We start from the raw sequence: 22,140 nt of genomic DNA on the forward strand, positions 1-22,140 counted from the left end.
TGAACGTCGGGACTATCGCTTTTTGCGGAAAACACGCGTATCGTGCGACCCACTGTGTTTGCTAGGGTCACCGTGAATCGTGGCCTGGTGCAGTTGATCTCACGATCCGCTCATCGATCCGCTTTACCAACGCCTGCAACTCAGTCTCGGCCCCGATACCCGGTGGCTGCGATTTTTTTCAACATGTGTTTCAGGAGTTAGTAAAATGTCTGAACGTCAGACCGGCACCGTCAAGTGGTTCAACGACGCCAAGGGCTTCGGCTTCATCACCCCGGAAAGCGGCCCGGACCTGTTCGTGCACTTCCGCGCGATCCAGGGCACCGGCTTCAAGACCCTGCAGGAAGGCCAGAAGGTTACCTTCATCGCCGTCCAGGGTCAGAAGGGTATGCAGGCTGACCAGGTGCAGGCGGTCTAATCCGTCTGCTACCGTTGGGTAGCCAGAACGCCGGAAGCGAGAGCTTCCGGCGTTTTTTATTGCCCGCTGTTTTTTGTAGAGTCGAGCCACGCTCGACTGGTTTCAAAGACAGTGGAGCATGGCTCGACTCTACAAAGGGCATGCAGCCGGCGCGGTAGGATGGAGGCCTTCCCAAGGATCGTCCCCATGCGCATCGTTCATCACCTGGAAAACTCCCGTTCGCTGCGCGTGCTGTGGATGCTGGAGGAGCTGGGGCTGGACTACGAACTGCGCCGCTATCCGCGTGACCCGAAGACGCTGCTGGCGCCGCCGGAACTGCGCAACGTGCATCCGCTCGGCAAGTCGCCGGTGCTGCAGGATGGCGAGCTGGTACTGGCCGAGTCCGGTGCGATCCTCGACTACCTCGCTGACCGTTACGACACGCAACGCCAGCTGTCGCCGTCACCGATGCCGGCCGACGGGGCCGAACGCATCGCTTACCGCTACTGGCTGCACTACGCCGAAGGCTCGGCGATGCCGCCGCTGCTGCTGACCCTGGTGATGGGCCGCATACGCAACGCGCCGATGCCGTTCTTTGCGCGCCCGATCGCACGCAGCATTGCCGACAAGGCCGAGCGCGGCTTCATCGGCCCGCAGCGGCGGCTGCATCTGGACTGGATGGAGCGCCGCCTGGCTGAAAGCCCGTGGTTTGCCGGTGAGCGCTTCAGTGCGGCCGACATCCAGATGAGCTTCCCGATCCAGGCTGCGGCCGCACGGGGTGGTGGCCTGGACGACAAGCCGGCGCTCCGTGGCTTCCTCAAGCGCATCAGCGAGCGCCCGGCCTACCAGCGTGCCGAGGCCCACGGTGGCCACCTGCAGGCGCTCAGCGGCAATTGAGGCGGGCGGCCGTCGCCCCCATCTTCAGCACCATGGATACCGACAGCCTCCGTTTCGACAACCGCCTGCTGCACACCCTGCCGGGCGACCCCGAATCCGGCCCGCGCAGGCGTGAAGTGCTGGGCGCGGCCTGGTCGCCGGTGATGCCGACCCCGGTGGTGGCGCCCACGTTGCTGGCGTGGTCGCCTGAGGTTGCCACGATGCTCGGCTTCGATGCTGCCGAGATCGAGAGCGAAGGCTTCGCCGATGTATTCGGCGGCAACGCGCTGTACGCCGGCATGCAGCCATGGGCCGCCAATTACGGTGGCCATCAGTTCGGCCATTGGGCCGGCCAGCTCGGCGACGGACGTGCGATCTCGCTGGGCGAGCTGGTGGCACCCGATGGCCGCCACTGGGAGCTGCAGCTGAAGGGGGCCGGGCCGACGCCTTACTCGCGCGGTGCCGATGGACGGGCAGTGCTGCGCTCGTCGATCCGCGAGTTCCTGTGCAGCGAAGCGATGCACCACCTGGGCGTGCCGACCACGCGCGCGTTGTCGCTGGTCGGTACCGGCGAGGAGGTGGTGCGCGACATGTTCTATGACGGCCACCCGCGTGCCGAGCCTGGCGCCATTGTGTGCCGGGTCTCGCCGTCGTTCCTGCGTTTCGGTTCGTTTGAGCTGCCGGCCTCGCGTGGCGAGACTGCCTTGCTGCAACAGCTGGTGGACACCTGCATCGCCCGTGATTTCCCCGGGCTGGAGGAGCAGGGCGAGGCACTGTATGGCGACTGGTTCGCGCAGATCGCGGTGCGCACCGCCGAGATGATCGCGCACTGGATGCGTGTCGGCTTCGTGCATGGTGTGATGAACACCGACAACCTGTCCGTGCTCGGTCTCACACTTGATTACGGCCCCTATGGCTGGGTCGAGGATTTCGATCCGGAGTGGACGCCGAACACCACCGACGCCCAGGGGCGCCGCTACCGCTTCGGCACCCAGCCTCAGGTGGCGTACTGGAACCTGAGCCGATTGGCGCAGGCGTTGTCGCCACTGTTCGCCGATGTCGCACCGCTGCAGGCGGGCCTGGCGGCCTACCAGTCCACCTTCGTGGCCTGCACGCGTCGCGATGCTGCATCGAAGCTGGGGCTGGCTGCTGCCAACGATGACGACCTGCAGCTCTACCAGCGCTGGCAGCAGCTGATGCAGGAGGGCGCCATGGACATGACCCTGGCCTGGCGTGCACTGATGCGCATCGACCCGTCGGCAGCGGACGCTACGGTTCTGGACGCGGTGTACTACGACGAGGCGCGCAAGCATGCGGTGCAGGCGCCGTTGCAGCAATGGCTGCAGGACTACGCAGCGCGCCTGCATAGCGATCCGCTGTCGGCCCGCGAACGCTTGGCGAAGATGGCAGCGGCCAACCCGCTGTACGTGCTGCGCAACTGGCTGGCCCAGGAGGCGATCGACCGCGCAGAGCAGGGTGACCTCGGCGGTGTGCATGCGCTGCAGGACGTGCTGCGCGACCCATATACCGAACGCCCGGGGCTCGAGCACTTCGCTGGCAAGCGCCCGGCGTGGGCCGACAACCGCGCCGGCTGCTCGATGCTGTCCTGCAGTTCCTGAGGCTGGGTTTCGGCAGGGCTGCGCCCTGCCGACACCCCCAACAGGCAGCCGGCGCCCGGAACAGGTACCCTATGCCGCCATCAGATAGCCAATGTGACATGACCGACGCCATTGTCGTTCCGCAGTGGGCCTCCCGCCTGCGCGACATCGCCGACTTCCCCAAGCCCGGCATCCTGTTCAAGGACATCATGCCGCTGCTCGCCCACGGCGAGGACTTCCGCGGCGCGATCACCGCGATGGCCGACCGTTGGCGCGACCAGAAGCTGGACGCGGTGGTCGGCATCGAATCGCGTGGTTTCATCCTCGGCGCCGCGATGGCACTGGAGCTGGGCGTGGGCTTCGTGCCGGTGCGCAAGCCGGGCAAGCTGCCGGGCGAGGTGCTGCGCGAGGAATACACGCTGGAGTACCGCAGCGACTGCATCGAAGTGCACGCCGACGCGTTGCCGTCCGGTGCCCGCGTCGCGATCATCGATGACGTGCTGGCCACCGGCGGCACGCTGGTCGCTGCGTTGTCGCTGGTTCGCCGCCTGGGTGTTGAAGTGGTCGGTGCAGGCGTGCTGGTCGAGCTCGACGGCCTGGGCGGGCGGGCCCGCTGGGAGGCGGGCTTGCCACTGCACACCGAACTGGTGTTCTGATCGAAGGGTGAATGCCAACCAGGGTTGGCATCTACCAGAGCGAAGGGCCGGGAGCCGGTCGTTGCCAACCGTGGTTGGCAACGCGGCTTCAATCACATCATCCGTACGCGGAAACGACGGCCCTTGATCTTGCCGGCTTCCAGCCTGGCGACGGCCTTGTTGGCCTGTTCACGCGCGATCGCCACATAGGAGCGGGTCGGGAAGATCGCGATCTTCCCGATGAACTTGCTCGACAGGCCGGCATCGCCGGTCAGTGCGCCGAGGATGTCGCCCGGGCGCAGCTTGTCGGTCTTGCCGCCGTCGATGCGCAGAGTGCGCATCGCCGCCTGCGGCAACTCGGCCGGGCGCGAGGTCGCCAGTGGCGTCTTCTGCCAGTCCAGCGGCTGACCCATCTGCGCTTCGATGGCTTCGGCGCGGGTCTTCTCGCGGCCGGCCACCAGGCTGATCGCCAGGCCGCTGGCACCGGCACGGCCGGTACGGCCCACGCGGTGCTGGTAGCTCTCCACGTCGGTCGGCAGCTCGTAATTGATCACCGCCGCCAGCTCTTCCACGTCCAGTCCGCGCGCGGCGACGTCGCTGGCGACCAGCACGTTGCAGCTGCGGTTGGCCAGCCGCAACAGCACTTCCTCACGGTCGCGCTGCTCCATGTCGCCGTGCAGGGCCAGTGCGGAGAAGCCGAACTGCTGCAGCGAGTTGGCCACTTCGTCCACGTCCTTGCGGGTATTGCAGAACACCACCGCCGATTCCGGCGTGTACTTCAACAGCAGGCCGGCCAGCGCCTTCTGGCGATGCGCCGGTTCCACCTCGCAGAACAGGTGGCGGATGGCCGGTGCCTGGTCGGCACCTTCCACGGTCACCTCCACCGCGTCGCGCAGCAGGTCACGCGCCATGGCGCGGATGCTGTCGGGGAAGGTGGCGGAGAACAGCAGGCTCTGGCGATCCCTGTGGGTGCGGCCGGCGATCTCGCGGATGGGCTCCTCAAAACCCATGTCGAGCATGCGGTCGGCCTCGTCCAGCACCAGCGTGCGCACCGCGCCAAGATTCAGCGCGCGCTTGCGTGCCAGCTCCTGCACGCGGCCGGGCGTACCGACCACCACGTGCGGATCGTGGCCTTCCAGCGAGGCCAGCTGCGGGCCCAGCGGCACGCCACCCACCAGCAGCAACAGCTTCAGGTTGGGAATGCCGGTGGCCAGCTTGCGGATCTGCTTGCCGACCTGGTCGGCGAGTTCGCGGGTCGGGCACAGGACCAGCGCCTGCACGCGGATCAGGCTGGGGTCGATGGACTGCAGCAGGCCCAGTCCAAAGGCGGCGGTCTTGCCGCTGCCGGTCGGCGCCTGTGCGATCACATCGCGGCCATCCAGGATGGCCGGCAGGCTCTGCGCCTGCACGGGGGTGAGGGTGGTGTAGCCGAGGGCGTCCAGGCCGGGCTGCAGGGCCGGGCTCAGCGGCAGGGTCGAGAAATCAGTCATGGCGCATTGTACCCGCCCGCGTGGCCGGTCCCGTCTAATGGGGTGGGGTCGGGTGGGCGCCGACCCTGGTCGGTACGCTCCTGCTCAGCCCAGCACCGCCAACACACCCTGGTGGATCGCCAGGCCACCGAACAGCAGCCAGGCGAACAGGATCAGCGCCAGCAGCAGTGGCTTCAGGCCGGCCTGGCGCAGCGCCGAGACATGGGTGGTCAGGCCCAGTGCGGCCATCGCCATCGCCAGCAGCACAGTATCCAGCTGCACCAGCCCGGCCTGCAGGCCGGCCGGCAGCAGGTGCAGTGAATTGAAACCGGCCACTGCCACGAAACCGAACGCGAACCACGGCACTACGATGCGCGCCTTGCTGCCGTCGGCGCTGGCCTTGCCGCCACGCGCCAGCCACAACGACAACACGACCAGGAACGGCGCCAGCAGCATCACCCGCACCATCTTGGTGATCACCGCGGTATCGGCGGCGGCTTCGCTGACCGCGCGGCCGGCGGCCACCACCTGCGCCACTTCATGCACCGTCGCACCAGTGAACAGGCCGTACTGCCGTGCGTCCATCGCCAGCCAGCCGTGCGATTGCACCAGCGCATACAGGGCGGGGTACAGGAACATCGCCAGCGTGCCGAACACCACCACCGTAGAGACCGCGACGGTGACCTGCGCAGCGCGGCCGCGCACCACCGGTTCGGCGGCCATCACCGCTGCCGCACCGCAGATCGCGCTGCCAGCACCGATCAGCATTGCCGCCTCGCGTTCCATCTTGAACACACGTACGCCCAGCCAGCCGGCCAGGCCGAAGGTGCTGGCGACCACCAGCACGTCCATCAGCACGCCGCTGACGCCGACATGGCCGATGTCCTGGAAGGTCAGGCGCAGGCCGTACAGCACAATGCCGGCACGCAGCAGCCAGTGCTTGGAGAAACCGACACCGGCCGCGCTGCTCGGCGCCAGCCGAGGGTAGAGCGTGTTGCCGACCACGATGCCGGCCACGATGGCGACGGTCAGTGCACTCAGGCCATGCGCCTGCAACCAGGGAAGCTCGGCCAGGTACAGCGATGCCGCCGCGATCAGGCCCACCAGCAGAAGGCCGGGCAGGCGCGGCTGCCAGCGCTGGCGCAGGGCGGGCAGGGACCAGGAGGAGAGAGCGGGGGCGTTCATGGCAGGGCAGGGCTGTGGTGACGAGGCAAGCGTGCGCCTTCGTTCATGACCTGTAAAACGAATAATATGGGTGAAATCTACCTGTCCAGAAGGTAACGGTAATGCGCCTGACGTTGCGCCAGCTCCAAGTCTTCGTTGCCATCGCCGACCACGGCAGCACCATCGCCGCCGGCCAGGCCATCGCGCTCTCGCAATCGGCCAGCAGTGCCGCCCTGCAGGAACTGGAGGCGCATTTCGGTACTCCGCTGTTTGACCGCATCGGTCGTCGCCTGGCCCTGAACGGCCATGGCCGCGCACTGCTGGAGCCGGCGCGCACCCTGCTGGTCAATGCCGCCGATCTGGAGCGGCAGCTGGCCGCCGGCGGCGACCCATCGCAGGGAGCACCGCTGCGATTGGTGCTGGCCGCCAGTACCACCATCGGCAACTACCTGCTGCCGCCGCGCATTGCGGAACTGCTGCGGCAGGCGCCACACGCCGAGGTCGATCTGCGCATCGACAACAGTGCTGGCGTAGTCGCCGCCGTGCAGCGCCTGGATGTGGACGCGGGCCTGATCGAAGGCCCGTGCCATGAACGCGGTTTGCAGGTCACGGCCTGGCAGCAGGATCCGCTGGTGATCGTCGCCGCCGTCGACGCGCCGCCGCGCTGGACGCTGGACGAACTGCGCCGCGCACGCTGGCTGCTGCGTGAGCCGGGCTCCGGCACCCGCGAAGCGGTGGAGCAGGCGCTGTTGCCGCATCTGCGAGGTTTCGCGCAGACCCTGCAGCTGGGCAATACCGAAGCGATCAAGCAGGCTGCGATCGCCGGCCTCGGATTGGCCTGCCTTTCGCGTCACGCGCTGGAAGAGCCGCTGGCGCTGGGCCGCCTGCGCGTGCTCGAGACGCCGCTGCCCGGCCTGCAGCGCACCCTGTGGCTGGTGCGCCACCCCGGCAAGCAATGGCTGCCAGGGTTGCAGGCGTTGCTGGGGGAGGTGGGGTAGCCGGGATCCATCCGCACAGCGCGAATTCCACGACGGGATCCGCGCCCCGCCGCCCCACAGGAAACCAGCTTTTGACGTTGCCGTTGAGGTTGCCGGCCAGCGGCCGGCACTACCGCGGGTGCCGGGTGCAACCCGGCCGACGCCCCCAACCCGTACAATATCCGGATGCCTCTGATTACTCTGCAGAACGTCGACTTCAGCGTCGGCGGCCCGTTGTTGCTGGAAAAGGCCGAACTGTCGATCGAGCCGGGCGAACGCATCGCCCTGATCGGCCGGAACGGCGCCGGCAAATCCACCTTGCTCAAGCTGCTGTCCGGCGACCACAAGCCCGATGACGGCGAAGTCCGTGTGCAGCAGGGCGTGCGCGTCACCCGCCTGGAGCAGGAAGTGCCACATGGCGCCGCCGGCTCGGTGTTCGACGTCGTCGCCGATGGCCTCGGTGAACTGGGCCAGTGGCTGGCCGAGTTCCACCATCTCAGCCATGCCGAGGTCTTCGATGGCGAAGCCCTGGGCAACGTGCAGGCCAAGATCGACGCCGCCAACGGCTGGGGCCTCGATCAGCGCGTCAGCGAAACCCTGACCAAGCTCGACCTGGACGGCGAGGCCGAGTTCGGCCGCCTGTCCGGCGGCATGAAGCGCCGCGTGCTGCTCGCCCGCGCGCTGGTGTCCAGCCCTGACGTGCTGCTGCTGGACGAACCGACCAACCACCTCGATATCGAAGCCATCGACTGGCTCGAAGCGTTCCTGAAGGGTTGGAGCGGCAGCGTGGTGTTCGTTACCCATGACCGCCGCTTCCTGCGTGCACTGGCCACCCGCATCGTCGAGATCGACCGCGGCCAGGTCACCAGCTGGCCGGGCGACTGGGCCAACTACGAACGTCGCCGGGAGGAACGCCTCAACGCGCAGGCGCAGGAAAACGCGCGCTTCGACAAGCTGCTGGCGCAGGAAGAGGTCTGGATCCGCCAAGGCATCAAGGCGCGCCGCACCCGCGATGAGGGCCGCGTGCGCCGCCTGAAGGCGATGCGCGTGGAGCGTTCGCAGCGCCGTGATCTCAGCGGCAACGTCAAGATGGAAGCCGCGCAGGGCATCAGCTCCGGCAAGAAGGTCATCGACGTCAAGGATATTTCGTTCGCCTTCGGTGAGCGCACCATGGTCCGCGACTTCACCACCACCATCATGCGCGGCGACCGCATCGGCCTGATCGGCCCCAACGGCAGCGGCAAGACGACGCTGCTGAAGCTGCTGCTGGGCGAGCTGCAGCCGGCCAAGGGCGAAGTCAACGCCGGCACCAACCTGCAGATCGCCTATTTCGACCAGTACCGCGCGGTGCTGCGCGAAGACTGGAGCGCGATCGAGAACGTGGCCGAAGGCCGCGATTTCCTCGAGTTCAACGGCAAGCGCAAGCACGTGCATGCCTACCTGCAGGACTTCATGTTCACCCCCGAGCGCGCGCGCGCGCCGATCACCCGCCTGTCCGGTGGCGAGCGCAACCGCCTGCTGCTGGCCAAGCTGTTCGCGCAGCCGTCCAACCTGCTGGTGATGGACGAACCGACCAACGACCTGGACGTGGAAACCCTGGAGCTGCTGGAAGAGCTGCTGGGCGAGTACACCGGTACGCTGCTGCTGGTCAGCCACGACCGTGACTTCATCGACAACGTGGTGACCTCCACGCTGGTGATGGAAGGCGACGGCGTGATCGGCGAGTACGTCGGTGGCTACAGCGACTGGCAGCGTTATGCGGCCAGCGTGGCAGCACCTGCCGCGACCCCCGCCGCCAAGCCGGCAGCCGCAGCACCTGCCGCACCGGCTGCTGCCACCCCGGCTGCGCCCAAGCGCAAGCTGGCCTACAAGGAAGCGCGCGAGCTGGAGCAGCTGCCGAAGACCATCGAGAAGCTGGAAAGCGATGTCGAAGGGCTGACCTCGGCGATGAACGATCCGTCGTTCTACACCCGCAGCAGTGCCGAAGTGACCGCGCACACCCAGCAGCTGGCCAAGGTGCAGGCCGAGCTGGATGCCGCGTACGCGCGCTGGGAAGAGCTGGAAGGCTGAGCGTTGACCGGCGCCAGCGGTTGCGCCGATTGATGTAGAGCCGAGCCCACGCTCGGCTCAGCAGATCCACGCCATGCGTGGATATCCGGAATCTGTGCGGACCAACGGTCCGCGCCTACCAACCGACGGTCCGCACTGGCCGGGGGGGCGACCGTCATTTGACCCCGTGCAGATCCCGCAACTGGCTCGGCCGGCTGCCGAAATACGCGGCCAGATCGGCGATGTCCTGATCGCTCAGGTCCTTCGCCTGCGGCGTCATCAGCGCATGCTGGCGGTCGCCGGCGCGGTAGGCCTGCAGCGCATGCGCCAGATAGTCGCCGTACTGGCCACCCAGTTTCGGATAGGTCGGATCGATCGGCGCATTGCCGTCGGCCCCATGGCAGTCGATGCAGCTCTGGTTGGTGGCCTTGCCCTTCACCTTGGCGCGGGCTTCACCGGCGGCCTCGCGGCCTGCCGGCAGGCCGGCGGAGGACGAAGAGCCGTGTTCGCCGCTGGCATGGCCCGGGTCGGCGGCGGATTTCTCGCTGTTTTCCACCTGCGACTGCGAACAGGCCGCCAGCAGCAGGGCAACGGACAGGGCGATGGCGTGACGCATCGGATGCGCGGCTTTCGACATGGGCGGGCCTTACTTGACGGTGGACAGGTAAACAGAGAGATCGGCGATCTCCTGTTCGCTGAAACTCATCGACTGCGCCTGCATCGTCGGATGCCGGCGCTTGCCCTGGCGGTACTCGGTCAGGGCCTGGGCCAGGTACTGCTGGGTCTGGCCGCCGATCTTCGGCACCCGGTAGCTGGGGTAGGCGTTCTTGTAGCCGGTGATGCCGTGGCACCCCTGGCAGGTGTAGGCCAGGACACGGCCATTGTCGAAGTTGCCGGTGGGCTTGGCAGGCGCCGGCGCGGCGGCAGGCGCCGGGGCGGGTGTGGCAGGAGCGGGAGCGGGCTGTGCGGCGGCCCCAAGGGGCAGGAGGACGGCCAGAGCGAGACAAGCGGCGAGCGGCTGCGGGCGCATGGTGTCGTTTCCGGGGATTCGGGTCTGGTCGTTCCGGCGTGGGGTACGGAACGACCCGAGTATAGCCTCAGGTTTCATCTAGCTGAAATGGGGGCGGGCCGACCAGCGGCGTGAAGACACCATGACCTTTGGGATATGGTGTTGCCGTGAAGTGGTGCATTACTTTGCTACCACACCTGCCCACGCATCCTCCAGGGAACTGACGATGTCGCACCTAACCTTCCTGTCCGGCCGTCGCAGCGGAATCTGCGCTGCCGCACTGCTGATCTCCACCTCCCTGCTGCTGGGCGGTTGCGCCGCAGGGCCCAATTCCGAAGCCAAGGCTGCCGAGACCAAGGAGGAGAAGAAGGTCGACGCTGTCCCGGTCGAAGTGGCGGTGGCCAGCCATCGTGCCGTCGCAGCCAGCTACACCGGCACCGCGGCGCTGGAGCCACGTGCCGAGTCGCAGGTGGTCGCCAAGACCTCCGGCGTAGCCCTGGCGGTGCTGGTCGAGGAAGGGCAGCGGGTCACCGCCGGCCAGCCGCTGGTGCGGCTGGACCCGGACCGCGCGCGCCTGGCCGTGGCGCAGAGCGAAGCGCAGATGCGCAAGCTGGAAAACAACTACCAGCGCGCACAGAAGCTGGTCGGCCAGCAGATGGTCAGCGCCGCCGATGTCGACCAGCTGCGCTACGACCTGGAGAACGTCCGTGCGCAGTACCGCCTGGCCACGCTGGAGCTGTCCTACACCACGGTCGTGGCACCGATCTCCGGTGTGATCGCCTCACGCTCGATCAAGACCGGCAACTTCGTGCAGATCAATACACCGATCTTCCGCATCGTCGACAACTCGCGGCTGGAGGCCACCCTCAACGTACCCGAACGTGAGCTGGCCACCCTGCGCGCCGGCCAGCCGGTGACGCTGGCGGCCGACGCACTGCCGGGCCAGAGCTTCACCGGCACCGTTGACCGCATCGCGCCGGTGGTGGACTCGGGCAGCGGCACGTTTCGCGTGGTCAGTGCCTTCGATGGCGCCGCCCACGCGCTGCAGCCCGGCATGTTCGGCCGCATCCGCATCGATTACGACCAGCGTGCCGATGCGCTGGTGGTGCCGCGCCTGGCGTTGCTCGATGACGGTGAACCTGCGGTGTTCCGCGTGCGCGAAGGCAAGGTCGCACGCGTTCCGGTCAAGCTGGGTTACGCCGAGGGCCCTTGGGTGGAGATCCGTGATGGCCTGGCGGCCGGTGATCAGGTGGTCACCGCCGGCAAGGTCGCGCTGCGCGACGGCACCGCAGTGCAGGTGATCGCCGATCCGAAGGCGAAGGCGGTCGCGGCGGCCGCCAAGCCCGCAGACAAGGCCGGGAGCAAGCAATGACCGCCCCGGGCCACGACCACGGTGCCTCGCCGGCGAGCGACGGCGCCGCCGCCGGCATGCGCGGCGGCCTGGTGGAATTCGCCACGCGCCGCCGCGTGACCATCGCCATGTGCACGGTCACCCTGCTGCTGTTCGGCCTGATCGCGCTCGGCAACCTCAAGGTCAACCTGCTGCCCGACCTGAGCTACCCGACGCTGACCGTGCGCACCGAATACACCGGTGCGGCGCCGACCGAAATCGAAACCCTGATCACCCAGCCGGTTGAAGAAGCGGTGGGCGTGGTCAAGAACCTGCGCAAGCTGAAGTCGGTCTCGCGCACCGGCCAGAGCGATGTGGTGCTGGAGTTCGCCTGGGGCACCAACATGGACCAGGCCAGCCTGGAGGTGCGTGACAAGATGGAAGCGCTGAACCTGCCGCTGGAGGCCAAGGCTCCGGTGCTGCTGCGCTTCAATCCGTCCACCGAGCCGATCATGCGCCTGGTGCTGTCGAACAGGACGGCGCCGACCAGCGATGCCGATGCGGTCCGCGAGCTGACCGGCCTGCGCCGCTATGCCGATGAAGACCTGAAGAAGAAGCTGGAGCCGGTCACCGGCGTGGCAGCAGTGAAGGTGGGCGGTGGACTGGAGGACGAGATCCAGGTCGACATCGACCAGCAGAAGCTGGCGCAGCTGAACCTGCCGATCGACACCGTCATCAAGCGCCTGAAAGACGAGAACATCAACATCTCCGGCGGCCGCCTGGAGGAAGGCTCGCAGCGCTTCCTGGTGCGTACCGTCAACCAGTTCGCCGACCTCGAGGAAATCCGCAACCTGCTGGTCACCACCCAGGCCGCCAACGGCAGCGCAGCCGACTCGGCGCTGCAGCAGATGTTCAACATCGCCGCGTCGACCGGTTCGGCTGCAGCCATCGCGGCGGCGTCGGCGGCACAGAGCGCATCATCCGGCGGCGGCTCCAGCGTGGTCGCCAACGGCGTGCCGGTGCGCCTGAAGGACGTGGCCACCGTGCGCCAGGGCTACAAGGAGCGCGAAGCGATCATCCGCCTGGGCGGCAAGGAGGCGGTCGAGCTGGCCATCTACAAGGAAGGCGACGCCAACACCGTGTCGACCGCCGAAGCGCTGCGCAAGCGCCTGGAGCAGATCAAGGGCACGTTCCCGTCCGATGTCGAGCTGACCACCATCGAGGACCAGTCGCGCTTCATCGAGCACGCCATCGCCGACGTCAAGAAGGACGCGGTGATCGGTGGCCTGCTGGCGATCCTGATCATCTTCCTGTTCCTGCGCGATGGCTGGAGCACGTTCGTGATCAGCCTGTCGTTGCCGGTATCGATCATCGCCACGTTCTTCTTCATGGGCCAGCTCGGCCTGAGTCTGAACGTGATGTCGCTGGGCGGCCTGGCCTTGGCCACCGGCCTGGTAGTGGATGACTCGATCGTGGTGCTGGAGAGCATCGCCAAGGCCCGCGAGCGTGGCCTGGGCGTCCTGCAGGCGGCCATTGCCGGCACCCGCGAAGTGAGCATGGCGGTGGTTGCCTCAACCCTGACCACCATCGCCGTGTTCCTGCCGCTGGTGTTCGTAGACGGGATTGCCGGACAGCTGTTCCGCGACCAGGCGCTGACCGTGGCGATCGCCATCGCGATCTCGCTGCTGGTGTCGATGACCCTGATCCCCATGCTGAGCTCGCTGAAGGGGCGGCCACCGCTGGCGTTCCCGGAAGAGGCGCCGAACGCAGCATGGCAGCCGCAGAAGCGCTGGCAGAAGCCGGTCGCGCTGGGCCGCCGTGGCGTGGTTGCCAGCGTGCGCTGGAGCTTCTATGCGCTGGCCTGGCTTGTCGTGCGCGTGTGGCGTGGCGTGGTGGCAGTGGTCGGCCCGGTAATGCGCAAGGCCAGCGACCTGGCGATGAAACCCTATGCAGGCGCCGAGCGAGGCTACCTGCGCCTGCTGCCGAGTGCGCTGGCGCATCCCGGCAAGGTGCTGGGCGTGGCAGCCATCATCTTCGTGGCGACCATGGCGCTGGTACCGATGCTTGGCGCGGACCTGATTCCGCAGCTGGCGCAGGACCGGTTCGAAATGACGGTGAAGCTGCCGGCCGGCACGCCGCTGAAGCAGACCGATGCGCTGGTGCGCGAGCTGCAGCTGGCGCACGGCAAGGGGGAGGGCGTGGCCTCGCTGTATGGCGTCAGTGGCAGCGGCACCCGGCTGGATGCCAGTCCGACCGAAAGCGGTGAGAACATCGGCAAGCTGACTGTGGTGATGGAAGGTGGTGGCAACGCGCGCACCGAAGCAGCAATCACCGAGCGCCTGCGCGGCACCATGAGCCAGCACCCGGGCGCCCAGGTCGACTTCGCGCGGCCGGCATTGTTCAGCTTCTCCACGCCGTTGGAAATCGAACTGCGCGGGCAGGATATGGCCACCCTGGAAGTGGCCGGGCAACGCCTGGCGGCGATGCTACGCGGCAATGCGCACTACGCCGACGTGAAATCGACGGTGGAAGAGGGCTTCCCGGAAATCCAGATCCGCTTCGACCAGGAGCGCGCGGGTGCGCTGGGCCTGACCACCCGCCAGATCGCCGACGTGGTGGTGAAGAAGGTGCGCGGCGACGTCGCCACCCGCTACAGCTTCCGTGATCGCAAGATCGACGTGCTGGTGCGTGCCCAGGAAGGTGACCGCGCCAGCGTCGAGAGCATCCGCCGGCTGATCGTCAATCCGGGCAGCAGCCGCCCGGTCACCCTGGACGCGGTGGCCGACGTGGTCGCCACCACCGGCCCCAGCGAGATCCATCGTGCCGACCAGACCCGGGTAGCGGTGGTATCGGCCAACCTGCGCGACATCGACCTCGGCGCAGCCATGCGCGAAGTGCAGCAGATGGTGGCCGAGCAGCCGCTGGGCGCGGGCGTTGGCCTGCACATCGGTGGCCAGGGCGAGGAGCTGGCGCAGGCGGCGAAGTCGCTGATCTTCGCCTTTGGACTGGCGATCTTCCTGGTCTACCTGGTGATGGCCTCGCAGTTCGAGTCGCTGTTGCACCCGTTCGTGATCCTGTTCACCATCCCGCTGGCGCTGGTCGGCGCGATCCTGGCGCTGATGCTGACCGGAAAGCCCATCTCGGTGGTGGTGTTCATCGGCCTGATCCTGCTGGTCGGCCTGGTCACCAAGAACGCGATCATCCTGATCGACAAGGTCAACCAGCTGCGCGAAGCCGGCGTGGCCAAGCATGAGGCGCTGGTGGAAGGTGCGCGTTCGCGCCTGCGCCCGATCATCATGACCACGCTGTGCACGTTGTTCGGCTTCCTGCCGCTGGCGGTGGCAATGGGCGAGGGCGCCGAAGTGCGTGCACCGATGGCGATCACCGTGATCGGTGGCCTGCTGGTGTCGACGCTGCTGACGCTGCTGGTGATCCCGGTGGTGTACGACCTGATGGATCGTCGCGGCGACGCCTACTACCGTGAGCGCGGCCGCAAGCATGCCGGTGAAGGCCTGCATGGCGACGAGGGCGGCACGGCAGGTGTGGAGGAGCCGGCATGAGCGTTGCCGAGTTCTCCATCCGCCGCCCGGTCACCACCATCATGTGCTTCGTGTCGCTGGTGGTGATCGGCCTGATCGCTTCGTTCCGGCTGCCGTTGGAGGCGCTGCCGGACATCTCCGCGCCGTTCCTGTTCGTGCAGATCCCATACACCGGTTCGACGCCCGAGGAAGTGGAGCGGACCATCATCCGCCCGGTCGAGGAGTCGCTGGCGACGATGACCGGCATCAAACGCATGCGCTCATCGGCCACCTCCGAGGCGGCGCTGATCTACATCGAGTTCAGCGACTGGGACCGCGACATCGCCATTGCCGCGTCCGACGCGCGCGAGCGTATCGATGCGATCCGCAGCGACCTGCCCGACGACCTGCAGCGCTACAACGTGTTCAAGTGGTCCAGCAGTGACCAGCCGGTACTGAAGGTGCGCCTGGCCAGCACCACCGACCTGACCACTGCCTATGACATGCTCGACCGTGAGTTCAAGCGGCGCATCGAGCGTATTCCCGGTGTGGCCCGCGTCGATATCACCGGTGCACCGCCGAACGAGGTGGAGATCGCCATCGATCCGAACCGGCTCAACGCGCATGGGTTGAGCATCAACGAGCTGAGCGAGCGCCTGCGCACGCTGAACTTCTCGATCTCGGCCGGGCAGATCGACGACAACGGCCAGCGCGTGCGCGTGCAGCCGGTGGGCGAGATCACCGACCTGCAGGAAATGCGCGACCTGGTGATCAACGCCAAGGGCCTGCGCCTGGGCGATATCGCCGACGTGCGCCTGAAGCCGGCACGGATGAACTACGGGCGCCGCCTGGACGGCAACCCGGCGGTGGGCCTGGATATCTTCAAGGAGCGCAGTGCCAACCTGGTGGACGTCTCGCGTGCGGCGCTGGCCGAAGTCGAGGCGATCCGCGCGCAGCCGTCGATGCGCGACGTGCAGATCAAGGTGATCGACAACCAGGGCAAGGCAGTGACCTCGTCACTGCTGGAGCTGGCCGAAGCCGGTGCGGTCGGCCTGATCCTGTCGGTGACGGTGCTGTTCTTCTTCCTGCGCCATTGGCCGTCGACGCTGATGGTGACCCTGGCCATTCCGATCTGCTTCACCATCACCCTGGGCTTCATGTACTTCGTCGGGGTGACGCTGAACATCCTGACCATGATGGGCCTGCTGCTGGCCGTGGGCATGCTGGTCGACAACGCCGTGGTGGTGGTGGAGAGCATCTACCAGGAGCGCGAGCGCATGCCGGGGCAGCCACGGCTGGCATCGATCATCGGCACCCGCAACGTGGCCATCGCGCTCAGCGCCGGTACGCTGTGCCACTGCATCGTGTTCGTGCCGAACCTGTTCGGCGAAACCAACAACATCAGCATCTTCATGGCGCAGATCGCGATCACCATCTCGGTCTCGCTGCTGGCCTCGTGGCTGGTCGCGGTCAGCCTGATCCCAATGCTGTCCGCACGCATGGCCACACCCAAGCTGGTGCACTCGCAGACCGGCCTGATCGCGCGCCTGCAGCGGCGCTATGCACAGCTGCTGGACTGGTCACTGCATCACCGCGGTTGGAGCCTGCTCGGCATCCTGCTGGTGGTGCTGGTCAGCCTGGTGCCGATGAAGCTGACCAAGGTCGACATGTTCGGTGGCGAGGGCGGCAAGGACATCTTCATCGGCTACATGTGGAAGGGCGCCTACACCTACCGGCAGATGTCCGAGGAAGTGGCGCGCGTGGAGAGCTGGATCGACCAGAACCGCGAGCGCCTGCACGTCAAGCAGGTGTACTCCTGGTACAGCGAGCAGGAAGGCAGCTCCACGGTGGTCACCCTGGACGAGAAGTACGCCAAGGACATCAAGGCGCTGCAGGAAGAATTGCGCAAGGGCCTGCCGAAGTCCGCCCGCACCGACTATTTCGTCGGCAACCAGGGTGGCGATGGCGGGGGTGGCGGCAACCAGGGCGTGCAGGTGCAGCTGGTCGGCGATTCCAGCTCGATGCTGCAGGAGATCGGCCAGGAAGTGGTGCCGTTGCTGGCGCAGCGTGCCGAACTGCGGGACGTGCGCATCGACAATGGCGAGAAGGGCGGCGAGCTGAAGGTGCGCGTCGACCGTGAGCGTGCCGCAGCATTCGGCTTCAACGCCGAACAAGTGGCCAGCTTCGTCGGCCTGGCGCTGCGCGGCGCACCGATGCGCGAGTTCCGCCGCGGTGACAATGAAGTGCCGGTGTGGGTGCGCTTTGCCGGCGCCGAGCAGAGCAGCCCGGAAGACCTGGCCGGTTTCAGCGTGCGTACCGGCGATGGCCGCAGCGTGCCGCTGCTGAGTCTGGTCACCGTGGACGTTGGTTCGTCGGCCACCCAGATCGGCCGTACCAACCGTCAGACGACATTGACCATCAAGGCCAACCTGGCCGGGAAGGTCACCGCACCGGACGGGCGCAAGGCGATAGAGGCCGTGCTCAAGCCGATGAACTTCCCGGCGGGCTACGGCTTCACCTTCGATGGCGGCGACTACGGCAACGATGACGAAGCGATGCAGCAGATGGTGTTCAACCTGCTGATCGCGCTGGTGATGATCTACGTGGTGATGGCGGCGGTGTTCGAGTCGCTGCTGTTCCCGGCGGCAATCATGAGTGGCGTGCTGTTCTCGATCTTCGGCGTGTTCTGGCTGTTCTGGATCACCGGCACCTCGTTCGGAATCATGTCCTTCATCGGCATCCTGGTGCTGATGGGCGTGGTGGTGAACAACGGCATCGTGATGATCGAGCACATCAACAACCTGCGGCGCAGCGGCATGGGCCGTACCCAGGCGCTGGTGGAAGGCTCACGCGAACGCCTGCGCCCGATCATGATGACCATGGGCACGGCGATCCTGGCGATGGTGCCGATCTCGCTGACCGACACGCAGATGTTCGGCAATGGCCCGGAGTATTCGCCGATGGCGCGCGCGATTGCGGGCGGCCTGGCGTTCTCGACGGTGGTCAGCCTGCTGTTCCTGCCGACGATCTATGCGGTGCTCGATGACCTGCGCTCGGCCGTGACGCGGTTGATCCGCCGTGCACGCGGGCTGGAGAGGATGGAGCCGGGCGCTGCCCGGCTGTAATGCGCGCCAACGTGTTGTGGTGTGGGGGAGGCCGGTCGTAGTGGGGCGGTCTCCCCCTTTTTTTCTGCTCGCCGCGTCGCGGCGTCGCCCGAGCATGGGCTCGGGCGCTACAGATTCTGTGGCCGGTTGAGAGGCTTACCCCGCCACCTTGCCCCACACCTTGAAGGTGGTCAGCCACAGGCCGAGCATGCTGCCGATGTTGGTCAGCATGAAGGTCAGCACCACGCGGGTAACGCGATTGCGGTACCAGCCCTTCAGGCTCTGCGCATCGTCGCGCAGCTTCAGGAAGTCCTCGTAGGTCGGCTTGCGCAGGCGCGCTTCCACCAGCGCCGAGAATGCGCCGGTCGGGATGCTCAGGCGGAACGGCTTGAACGGGGCCACCGCGATCGCGGTGAGGATGCTCAGCGGGTGACCGCCTGCCAGCAGGCAGCCCAGGCCCGCCAGGCCGCCGGTATACATTGCCCAGGTCGCCAGCAGCTCGGTGCCCACGCCCAGGCCGCCGCGGTAGAAGCCCACACCGATGCCGGTCGCCACGATCGCCAGGATGCCGAGCGTGAACCACGGGATGTTGCGCTTCTTCGGCACCGCCTCCAGCTCGGCGCGCAGCGGCGCCGGTGCCTCGGTATCGGTTTCCAGATAGCGCGCCAGCCCGGCCAGGTGACCGGCACCGACCACCGCCAGCACTTCTCGCTGCTGCGGGTCGTGCGCTTCGCGCAGGCGCGTGGCCATGTAGCGGTCGCGCTCACCGATGATGGTCTCGTACAGCGCCGGGCTCTCGCTGGCGAACTCACCGAAGCTCGATTCCAGCATGTCGCCCTGCTTGAGCTTCTCGATCTCGTTCTCGCCCACTTCTTCGGACGAGAACAGGCCGGCGCCGAGGCCGGCAACCAGCTTCAGCTTGCCGAAGAAGCCCAGCCGTTGCGACGCGCGGCGGAAGGTCAAGCCGACCTCGCGGTCGATCAGGTGCACCGGCAGGTTGCGTTCGCGGGCGAGTTCCACCGCACGTTTCAGCTCGGCACCGGGCTCGATGTCGAGTTGCTCGGCCAGGCGACGCTGATAGGCGGACAGAGCCAGGTTGGCGGCGAACAGGGCGACGCGGCCCTTGCGGATCACCTCGACCAGGTCGAGCTTGGCGAGTGTGTCGGGGTCGCTCAGCGCCTGCAGGCGCTGCGGGTCCAGCTCGACGGCAACGGCATCGAAGCGGCCGCTGTCGATGGCTTTTTCAACGGCCTCGACGCTGGCGCGGGAGACGTGGGCGGTGCCCAGCAGGGTGTAGCGCACGCCGTCGCGTTCGACGACGCGCACCGGCTGGCCGGCGAACAGGTCGTCGCCGGTCTCGGGAAGGGTTTCGGTCATGGGTTCATTCATTGGAGGGTGCGGTGTCGGCGCCATCGCCGAGCGCGCGCTGCATCTGCACGGTGTCGAGCCAGCGGCCATGCTTGCGGCCGAGGCCGCGGAACACGCCCACCAGCTCGAAGCCGAAGCGTTCGTGCAGCTTGATCGAGGCGGTGTTGGTCGGTTCGCCGATCACCGCCACCATCTGCCGGTAGCCACGTGCCACGCAGGCGTCGATCAAGGCCTGCAGCAGGCCGGTGCCGACACCCTTGCCCTGGAACGCGGCATCGACGTAGACCGAGTTCTCCACGGTCCACTGGTAGGCAATGCGGGTGCGATAGGTGTTGGCATAGGCATAGCCAGCCACCTGGCCGTCGATCTCGGCGACCAGGTAGGGGAAGCCACGATCGATGATGTCGCGCATGCGGCGCAGCATCTCGGTCGCGTCCGGGATGTCGTACTCGTAGGTGTTGACGAAATCGGTCACTTCCACCGCATAGATGGCGGTGATTGCGTCGATGTCGGCCGGACCGGCATCACGGATGAGGACGGCCATGCGCGGGCTCCGGCTCAGTCGATGTAGCGCTTGAGCAGGTCGCCGTATGCATCGATGCGGCGATCACGCAGGAACGGCCAGATGCGGCGCACATGCTCGCTGCGCTGCAGGTCGACGTCGCACAGCAGCACGGTGGCCTCGGTGCCGGCCTCGGCCAGGAACTCGCCCTGCGGGCCGAGCACGTGGCTGTTGCCCCAGAACTGGATGCCCGACGCGCCCAGCGGCGACGCCTCGTGGCCGACGCGGTTGCAGCTCAGCACCGGCAGGCCGTTGGCCACGGCGTGGCCACGGTGGCTCAGCACCCAGGCGTCGCGCTGGCGGGTCTTATCGTCCTGCACGTCGTCCGGGTCCCAGCCGATCGCGGTCGGGTACAGCAGCAGCTCGGCGCCGGCCAGCGCCATCAGGCGTGCCGCTTCCGGGTACCACTGGTCCCAGCACACCAGCACGCCCAGGCGGCCCACCGAAGTATCGATCGGCTTGAAGCCGATGTCGCCTGGGGTGAAGTAGAACTTCTCGTAGAAGCCCGGGTCGTCCGGGATGTGCATCTTGCGGTACTTGCCGAGCAGGCTGCCGTCCTTTTCAAACACCACCGCGGTGTTGTGGTACAGGCCGGCAGCGCGGCGCTCGAACAGCGAGCCGACCAGCACTACGCCATGCTTCTTCGCCAGTGCGCCCAAGCGCTCGGTGCTCGGGCCCGGAATGGATTCGGCCAGGTCGAATTCATCCACCGATTCGTGCTGGCAGAAATACGGGCCGTTGTGCAGTTCCTGCAGCAGCACCAGCTTGGCACCCTGCGCAGCCGCCTCGGCCACGCGTGCTTCGATCACCGCCAGGTTGGCGGCGGCATCACCGTGGTTGCGCTCCTGGATCAGGGCGACGGTAAGGGGGCTGCGCGAGTTCATGCGGGGCGTTCCTGCGGGGGAAAACCTGCATGTTAGCGCGGATGGGCGGCGACGGCGTGTTGCGCGCTGAATGGGTGATGGTAGTGCCGGCCGCTGGCCGGCATCCCCATCAATCCGTCAGGCATTGCCTGGTTGCCGGCCAGCGGCCGGCACTCCCTTTTCTCAAACCTTCAACAACCCGGCCGGCAGCTGCATGGTGATGCAGTGCAGGCTGCCGTTCTGCCAGATCAGCGAGCGGCAAGGCACCTGCACGATCTCGCGACCCGGATGCGCCTGGGCCAGCACATCACGGGCCAGGTCGTCGGCCGGGTCGCCATAGGCCGGCATCAGCACCGCGCCGTTGACGATCAGGTAGTTGGCGTACGACGCAGCAAGACGGCGGCCTTCGTCGATCACCGGCCGCGCCCACGGCAGCGGGAACAGGCGATACGGCTGGCCGTCCTTGGTGCGCAGCGCGGCCAGCTCGTTGCCCATCGCCTGCAGCTCGGCGTAGTGCGAATCGCTCTCGTCGTCGCAGGCCTGGTAGACGATGCTGTCAGCGGAGGCGAAGCGGGCGAGGGTGTCGATGTGGGCGTCGGTGTCGTCGCCTTCCAGGTAGCCGTGGTCCAGCCACAGCACGCGGTCCTGCTGCAGCCAGTCGGCCAGGTCGGCGCTCAGGCTGGCGCGGTCGCGGTCCGGGTGGCGTTCGTGCAGGCACTTCCAGGTGGTCAGCAGGGTGCCTTCGCCGTCGGTCTCGATGCCACCGCCTTCCAACGCGAACGGAATGCTGCGCACCGGGGCGTCGTTGAACACGCCAGCCTGGTCGAGCACGCCCACCAGCTGATCATCCAGGGTGGCGTCGAACTTGCCGCCCCAGCCAGTGAAGCGGAAGTCCAGCAGCTGGAAACCGCCGTCGGCGCGGCGCAGGGTGATCGGGCCGGAGTCGCGCAGCCAGGTATCGTCGTAGGCGGCCGTGGTGAAGTGGACCTTGTCCATGTCGATGCGGTTGGAGCGCAGCCGCATTTCGGCATAGGTCTCCACATCGTCGTCGGCCACGCAGATCAGCACCGGCTGGAAGCGGGTGATGGCCGCGACCAGGGCGATGTAGGTCTCTTCCACCTGGCCCAGGCGGTCGGCCCAGTCGGTGTCGGCGGTAGGCCAGGCAATCAGGACGCCGCTCTGGGCTTCCCACTCGGCAGGAAAACGAAGGGTCTGGTTCATGGT

General features: G+C 67.1%; 17 protein-coding genes. 9 read left to right on the forward strand and 8 right to left on the reverse strand.

Features of this window, described 5'->3' with window-relative positions:
• Nucleotides 1–205: 205 nt before the first annotated feature.
• The 4 genes from ACZ75I_RS08135 (at nt 206) to ACZ75I_RS08150 (ending at nt 3,524) form a co-directional block, all read left to right on the forward strand.
• On the forward strand, nt 206–415 hold the full coding sequence (locus ACZ75I_RS08135) for a cold-shock protein (RefSeq protein WP_005416210.1): 210 nt from the start codon (nt 206–208) through the stop codon (nt 413–415).
• 186 nt (nt 416–601) lie between these two features.
• The gene (locus ACZ75I_RS08140; RefSeq protein ID WP_057500523.1) at nt 602–1,291 is read left to right on the forward strand and encodes a glutathione S-transferase family protein; all 690 of its coding nucleotides are present in this window, start codon (nt 602–604) and stop codon (nt 1,289–1,291) included.
• A gap of 32 nt (nt 1,292–1,323) precedes the next feature.
• Nucleotides 1,324–2,889 carry a protein adenylyltransferase SelO gene (locus ACZ75I_RS08145; RefSeq protein WP_472958931.1) on the forward strand — a complete coding sequence of 522 codons (1,566 nt, stop codon included), beginning with the start codon at nt 1,324–1,326 and terminating at the stop codon, nt 2,887–2,889.
• Between the two features lie 98 nt (nt 2,890–2,987).
• On the forward strand, nt 2,988–3,524 hold the full coding sequence (locus tag ACZ75I_RS08150; RefSeq protein WP_346477108.1) for an adenine phosphoribosyltransferase: 537 nt from the start codon (nt 2,988–2,990) through the stop codon (nt 3,522–3,524).
• 92 nt (nt 3,525–3,616) lie between these two features.
• On the opposite strand, the gene dbpA is transcribed toward ACZ75I_RS08150, so the two are convergent.
• A complete protein-coding gene (gene dbpA, locus ACZ75I_RS08155) occupies nt 3,617–4,993 on the reverse strand; it encodes an ATP-dependent RNA helicase DbpA (protein ID WP_180868545.1) in 1,377 nt (458 codons plus the stop codon).
• Nucleotides 4,994–5,077: 84 nt separating this feature from the next.
• Nucleotides 5,078–6,157 (reverse strand): YeiH family protein, encoded by a 1,080-nt coding sequence (locus ACZ75I_RS08160; RefSeq protein WP_472958932.1) that lies wholly within the window; start codon nt 6,155–6,157, stop codon nt 5,078–5,080.
• A 101-nt stretch (nt 6,158–6,258) separates the two neighbouring features.
• On the opposite strand from ACZ75I_RS08160, the gene ACZ75I_RS08165 reads away from it, so the two are divergent.
• Together ACZ75I_RS08165 and ACZ75I_RS08170 are read left to right on the forward strand one after the other, a co-directional pair.
• Nucleotides 6,259–7,134: a LysR substrate-binding domain-containing protein gene (locus ACZ75I_RS08165; RefSeq protein WP_472958933.1), complete on the forward strand. Its 876-nt coding sequence runs from the start codon at nt 6,259–6,261 to the stop codon at nt 7,132–7,134.
• Nucleotides 7,135–7,299: 165 nt separating this feature from the next.
• The gene (locus ACZ75I_RS08170; RefSeq protein ID WP_061477914.1) at nt 7,300–9,183 is read left to right on the forward strand and encodes an ATP-binding cassette domain-containing protein; all 1,884 of its coding nucleotides are present in this window, start codon (nt 7,300–7,302) and stop codon (nt 9,181–9,183) included.
• Between the two features lie 154 nt (nt 9,184–9,337).
• Here ACZ75I_RS08170 and ACZ75I_RS08175 read toward each other — a convergent pair whose 3' ends face one another.
• Both ACZ75I_RS08175 and ACZ75I_RS08180 read right to left on the reverse strand, forming a co-directional pair.
• Nucleotides 9,338–9,799, reverse strand: a complete 462-nt coding sequence (locus tag ACZ75I_RS08175; protein WP_005416218.1) for a c-type cytochrome — start codon at nt 9,797–9,799, stop codon at nt 9,338–9,340.
• Nucleotides 9,800–9,808: 9 nt separating this feature from the next.
• A complete protein-coding gene (locus tag ACZ75I_RS08180) occupies nt 9,809–10,192 on the reverse strand; it encodes a c-type cytochrome (RefSeq protein ID WP_472958934.1) in 384 nt (127 codons plus the stop codon).
• 205 nt (nt 10,193–10,397) lie between these two features.
• On the opposite strand from ACZ75I_RS08180, the gene ACZ75I_RS08185 reads away from it, so the two are divergent.
• Genes ACZ75I_RS08185 through ACZ75I_RS08195 form a run of 3 tightly spaced genes read left to right on the forward strand, consistent with a single transcriptional unit; the run spans nt 10,398 to nt 18,144 of the window.
• A complete protein-coding gene (locus ACZ75I_RS08185) occupies nt 10,398–11,543 on the forward strand; it encodes an efflux RND transporter periplasmic adaptor subunit (RefSeq protein ID WP_472958935.1) in 1,146 nt (381 codons plus the stop codon).
• Nucleotides 11,540–15,061 carry an efflux RND transporter permease subunit gene (locus ACZ75I_RS08190; protein WP_472958936.1) on the forward strand — a complete coding sequence of 1,174 codons (3,522 nt, stop codon included), beginning with the start codon at nt 11,540–11,542 and terminating at the stop codon, nt 15,059–15,061. Before ACZ75I_RS08185 ends, ACZ75I_RS08190 begins: the two co-directional genes overlap by 4 nt.
• Nucleotides 15,058–18,144 (forward strand): efflux RND transporter permease subunit, encoded by a 3,087-nt coding sequence (locus ACZ75I_RS08195; RefSeq protein WP_472958937.1) that lies wholly within the window; start codon nt 15,058–15,060, stop codon nt 18,142–18,144. Before ACZ75I_RS08190 ends, ACZ75I_RS08195 begins: the two co-directional genes overlap by 4 nt.
• 135 nt (nt 18,145–18,279) lie before the next feature.
• Here the strand turns inward: ACZ75I_RS08195 and ACZ75I_RS08200 are convergent, their stop codons facing one another.
• The 4 genes from ACZ75I_RS08200 to ACZ75I_RS08215 form a co-directional block, all read right to left on the reverse strand.
• The gene (locus tag ACZ75I_RS08200; protein WP_472958938.1) at nt 18,280–19,500 is read right to left on the reverse strand and encodes a TraB/GumN family protein; all 1,221 of its coding nucleotides are present in this window, start codon (nt 19,498–19,500) and stop codon (nt 18,280–18,282) included.
• A gap of 4 nt (nt 19,501–19,504) precedes the next feature.
• A complete protein-coding gene (locus tag ACZ75I_RS08205) occupies nt 19,505–20,035 on the reverse strand; it encodes a GNAT family N-acetyltransferase (protein WP_005416225.1) in 531 nt (176 codons plus the stop codon).
• Nucleotides 20,036–20,049: 14 nt separating this feature from the next.
• On the reverse strand, nt 20,050–20,937 hold the full coding sequence (locus ACZ75I_RS08210) for a carbon-nitrogen hydrolase (RefSeq protein ID WP_472958939.1): 888 nt from the start codon (nt 20,935–20,937) through the stop codon (nt 20,050–20,052).
• Nucleotides 20,938–21,099: 162 nt separating this feature from the next.
• Nucleotides 21,100–22,137, reverse strand: a complete 1,038-nt coding sequence (locus tag ACZ75I_RS08215; protein ID WP_005416227.1) for an agmatine deiminase family protein — start codon at nt 22,135–22,137, stop codon at nt 21,100–21,102.
• Nucleotides 22,138–22,140 lie beyond the last annotated feature (3 nt).

The sequence above is a fragment of the Stenotrophomonas sp. X genome, assembly GCF_055721025.1.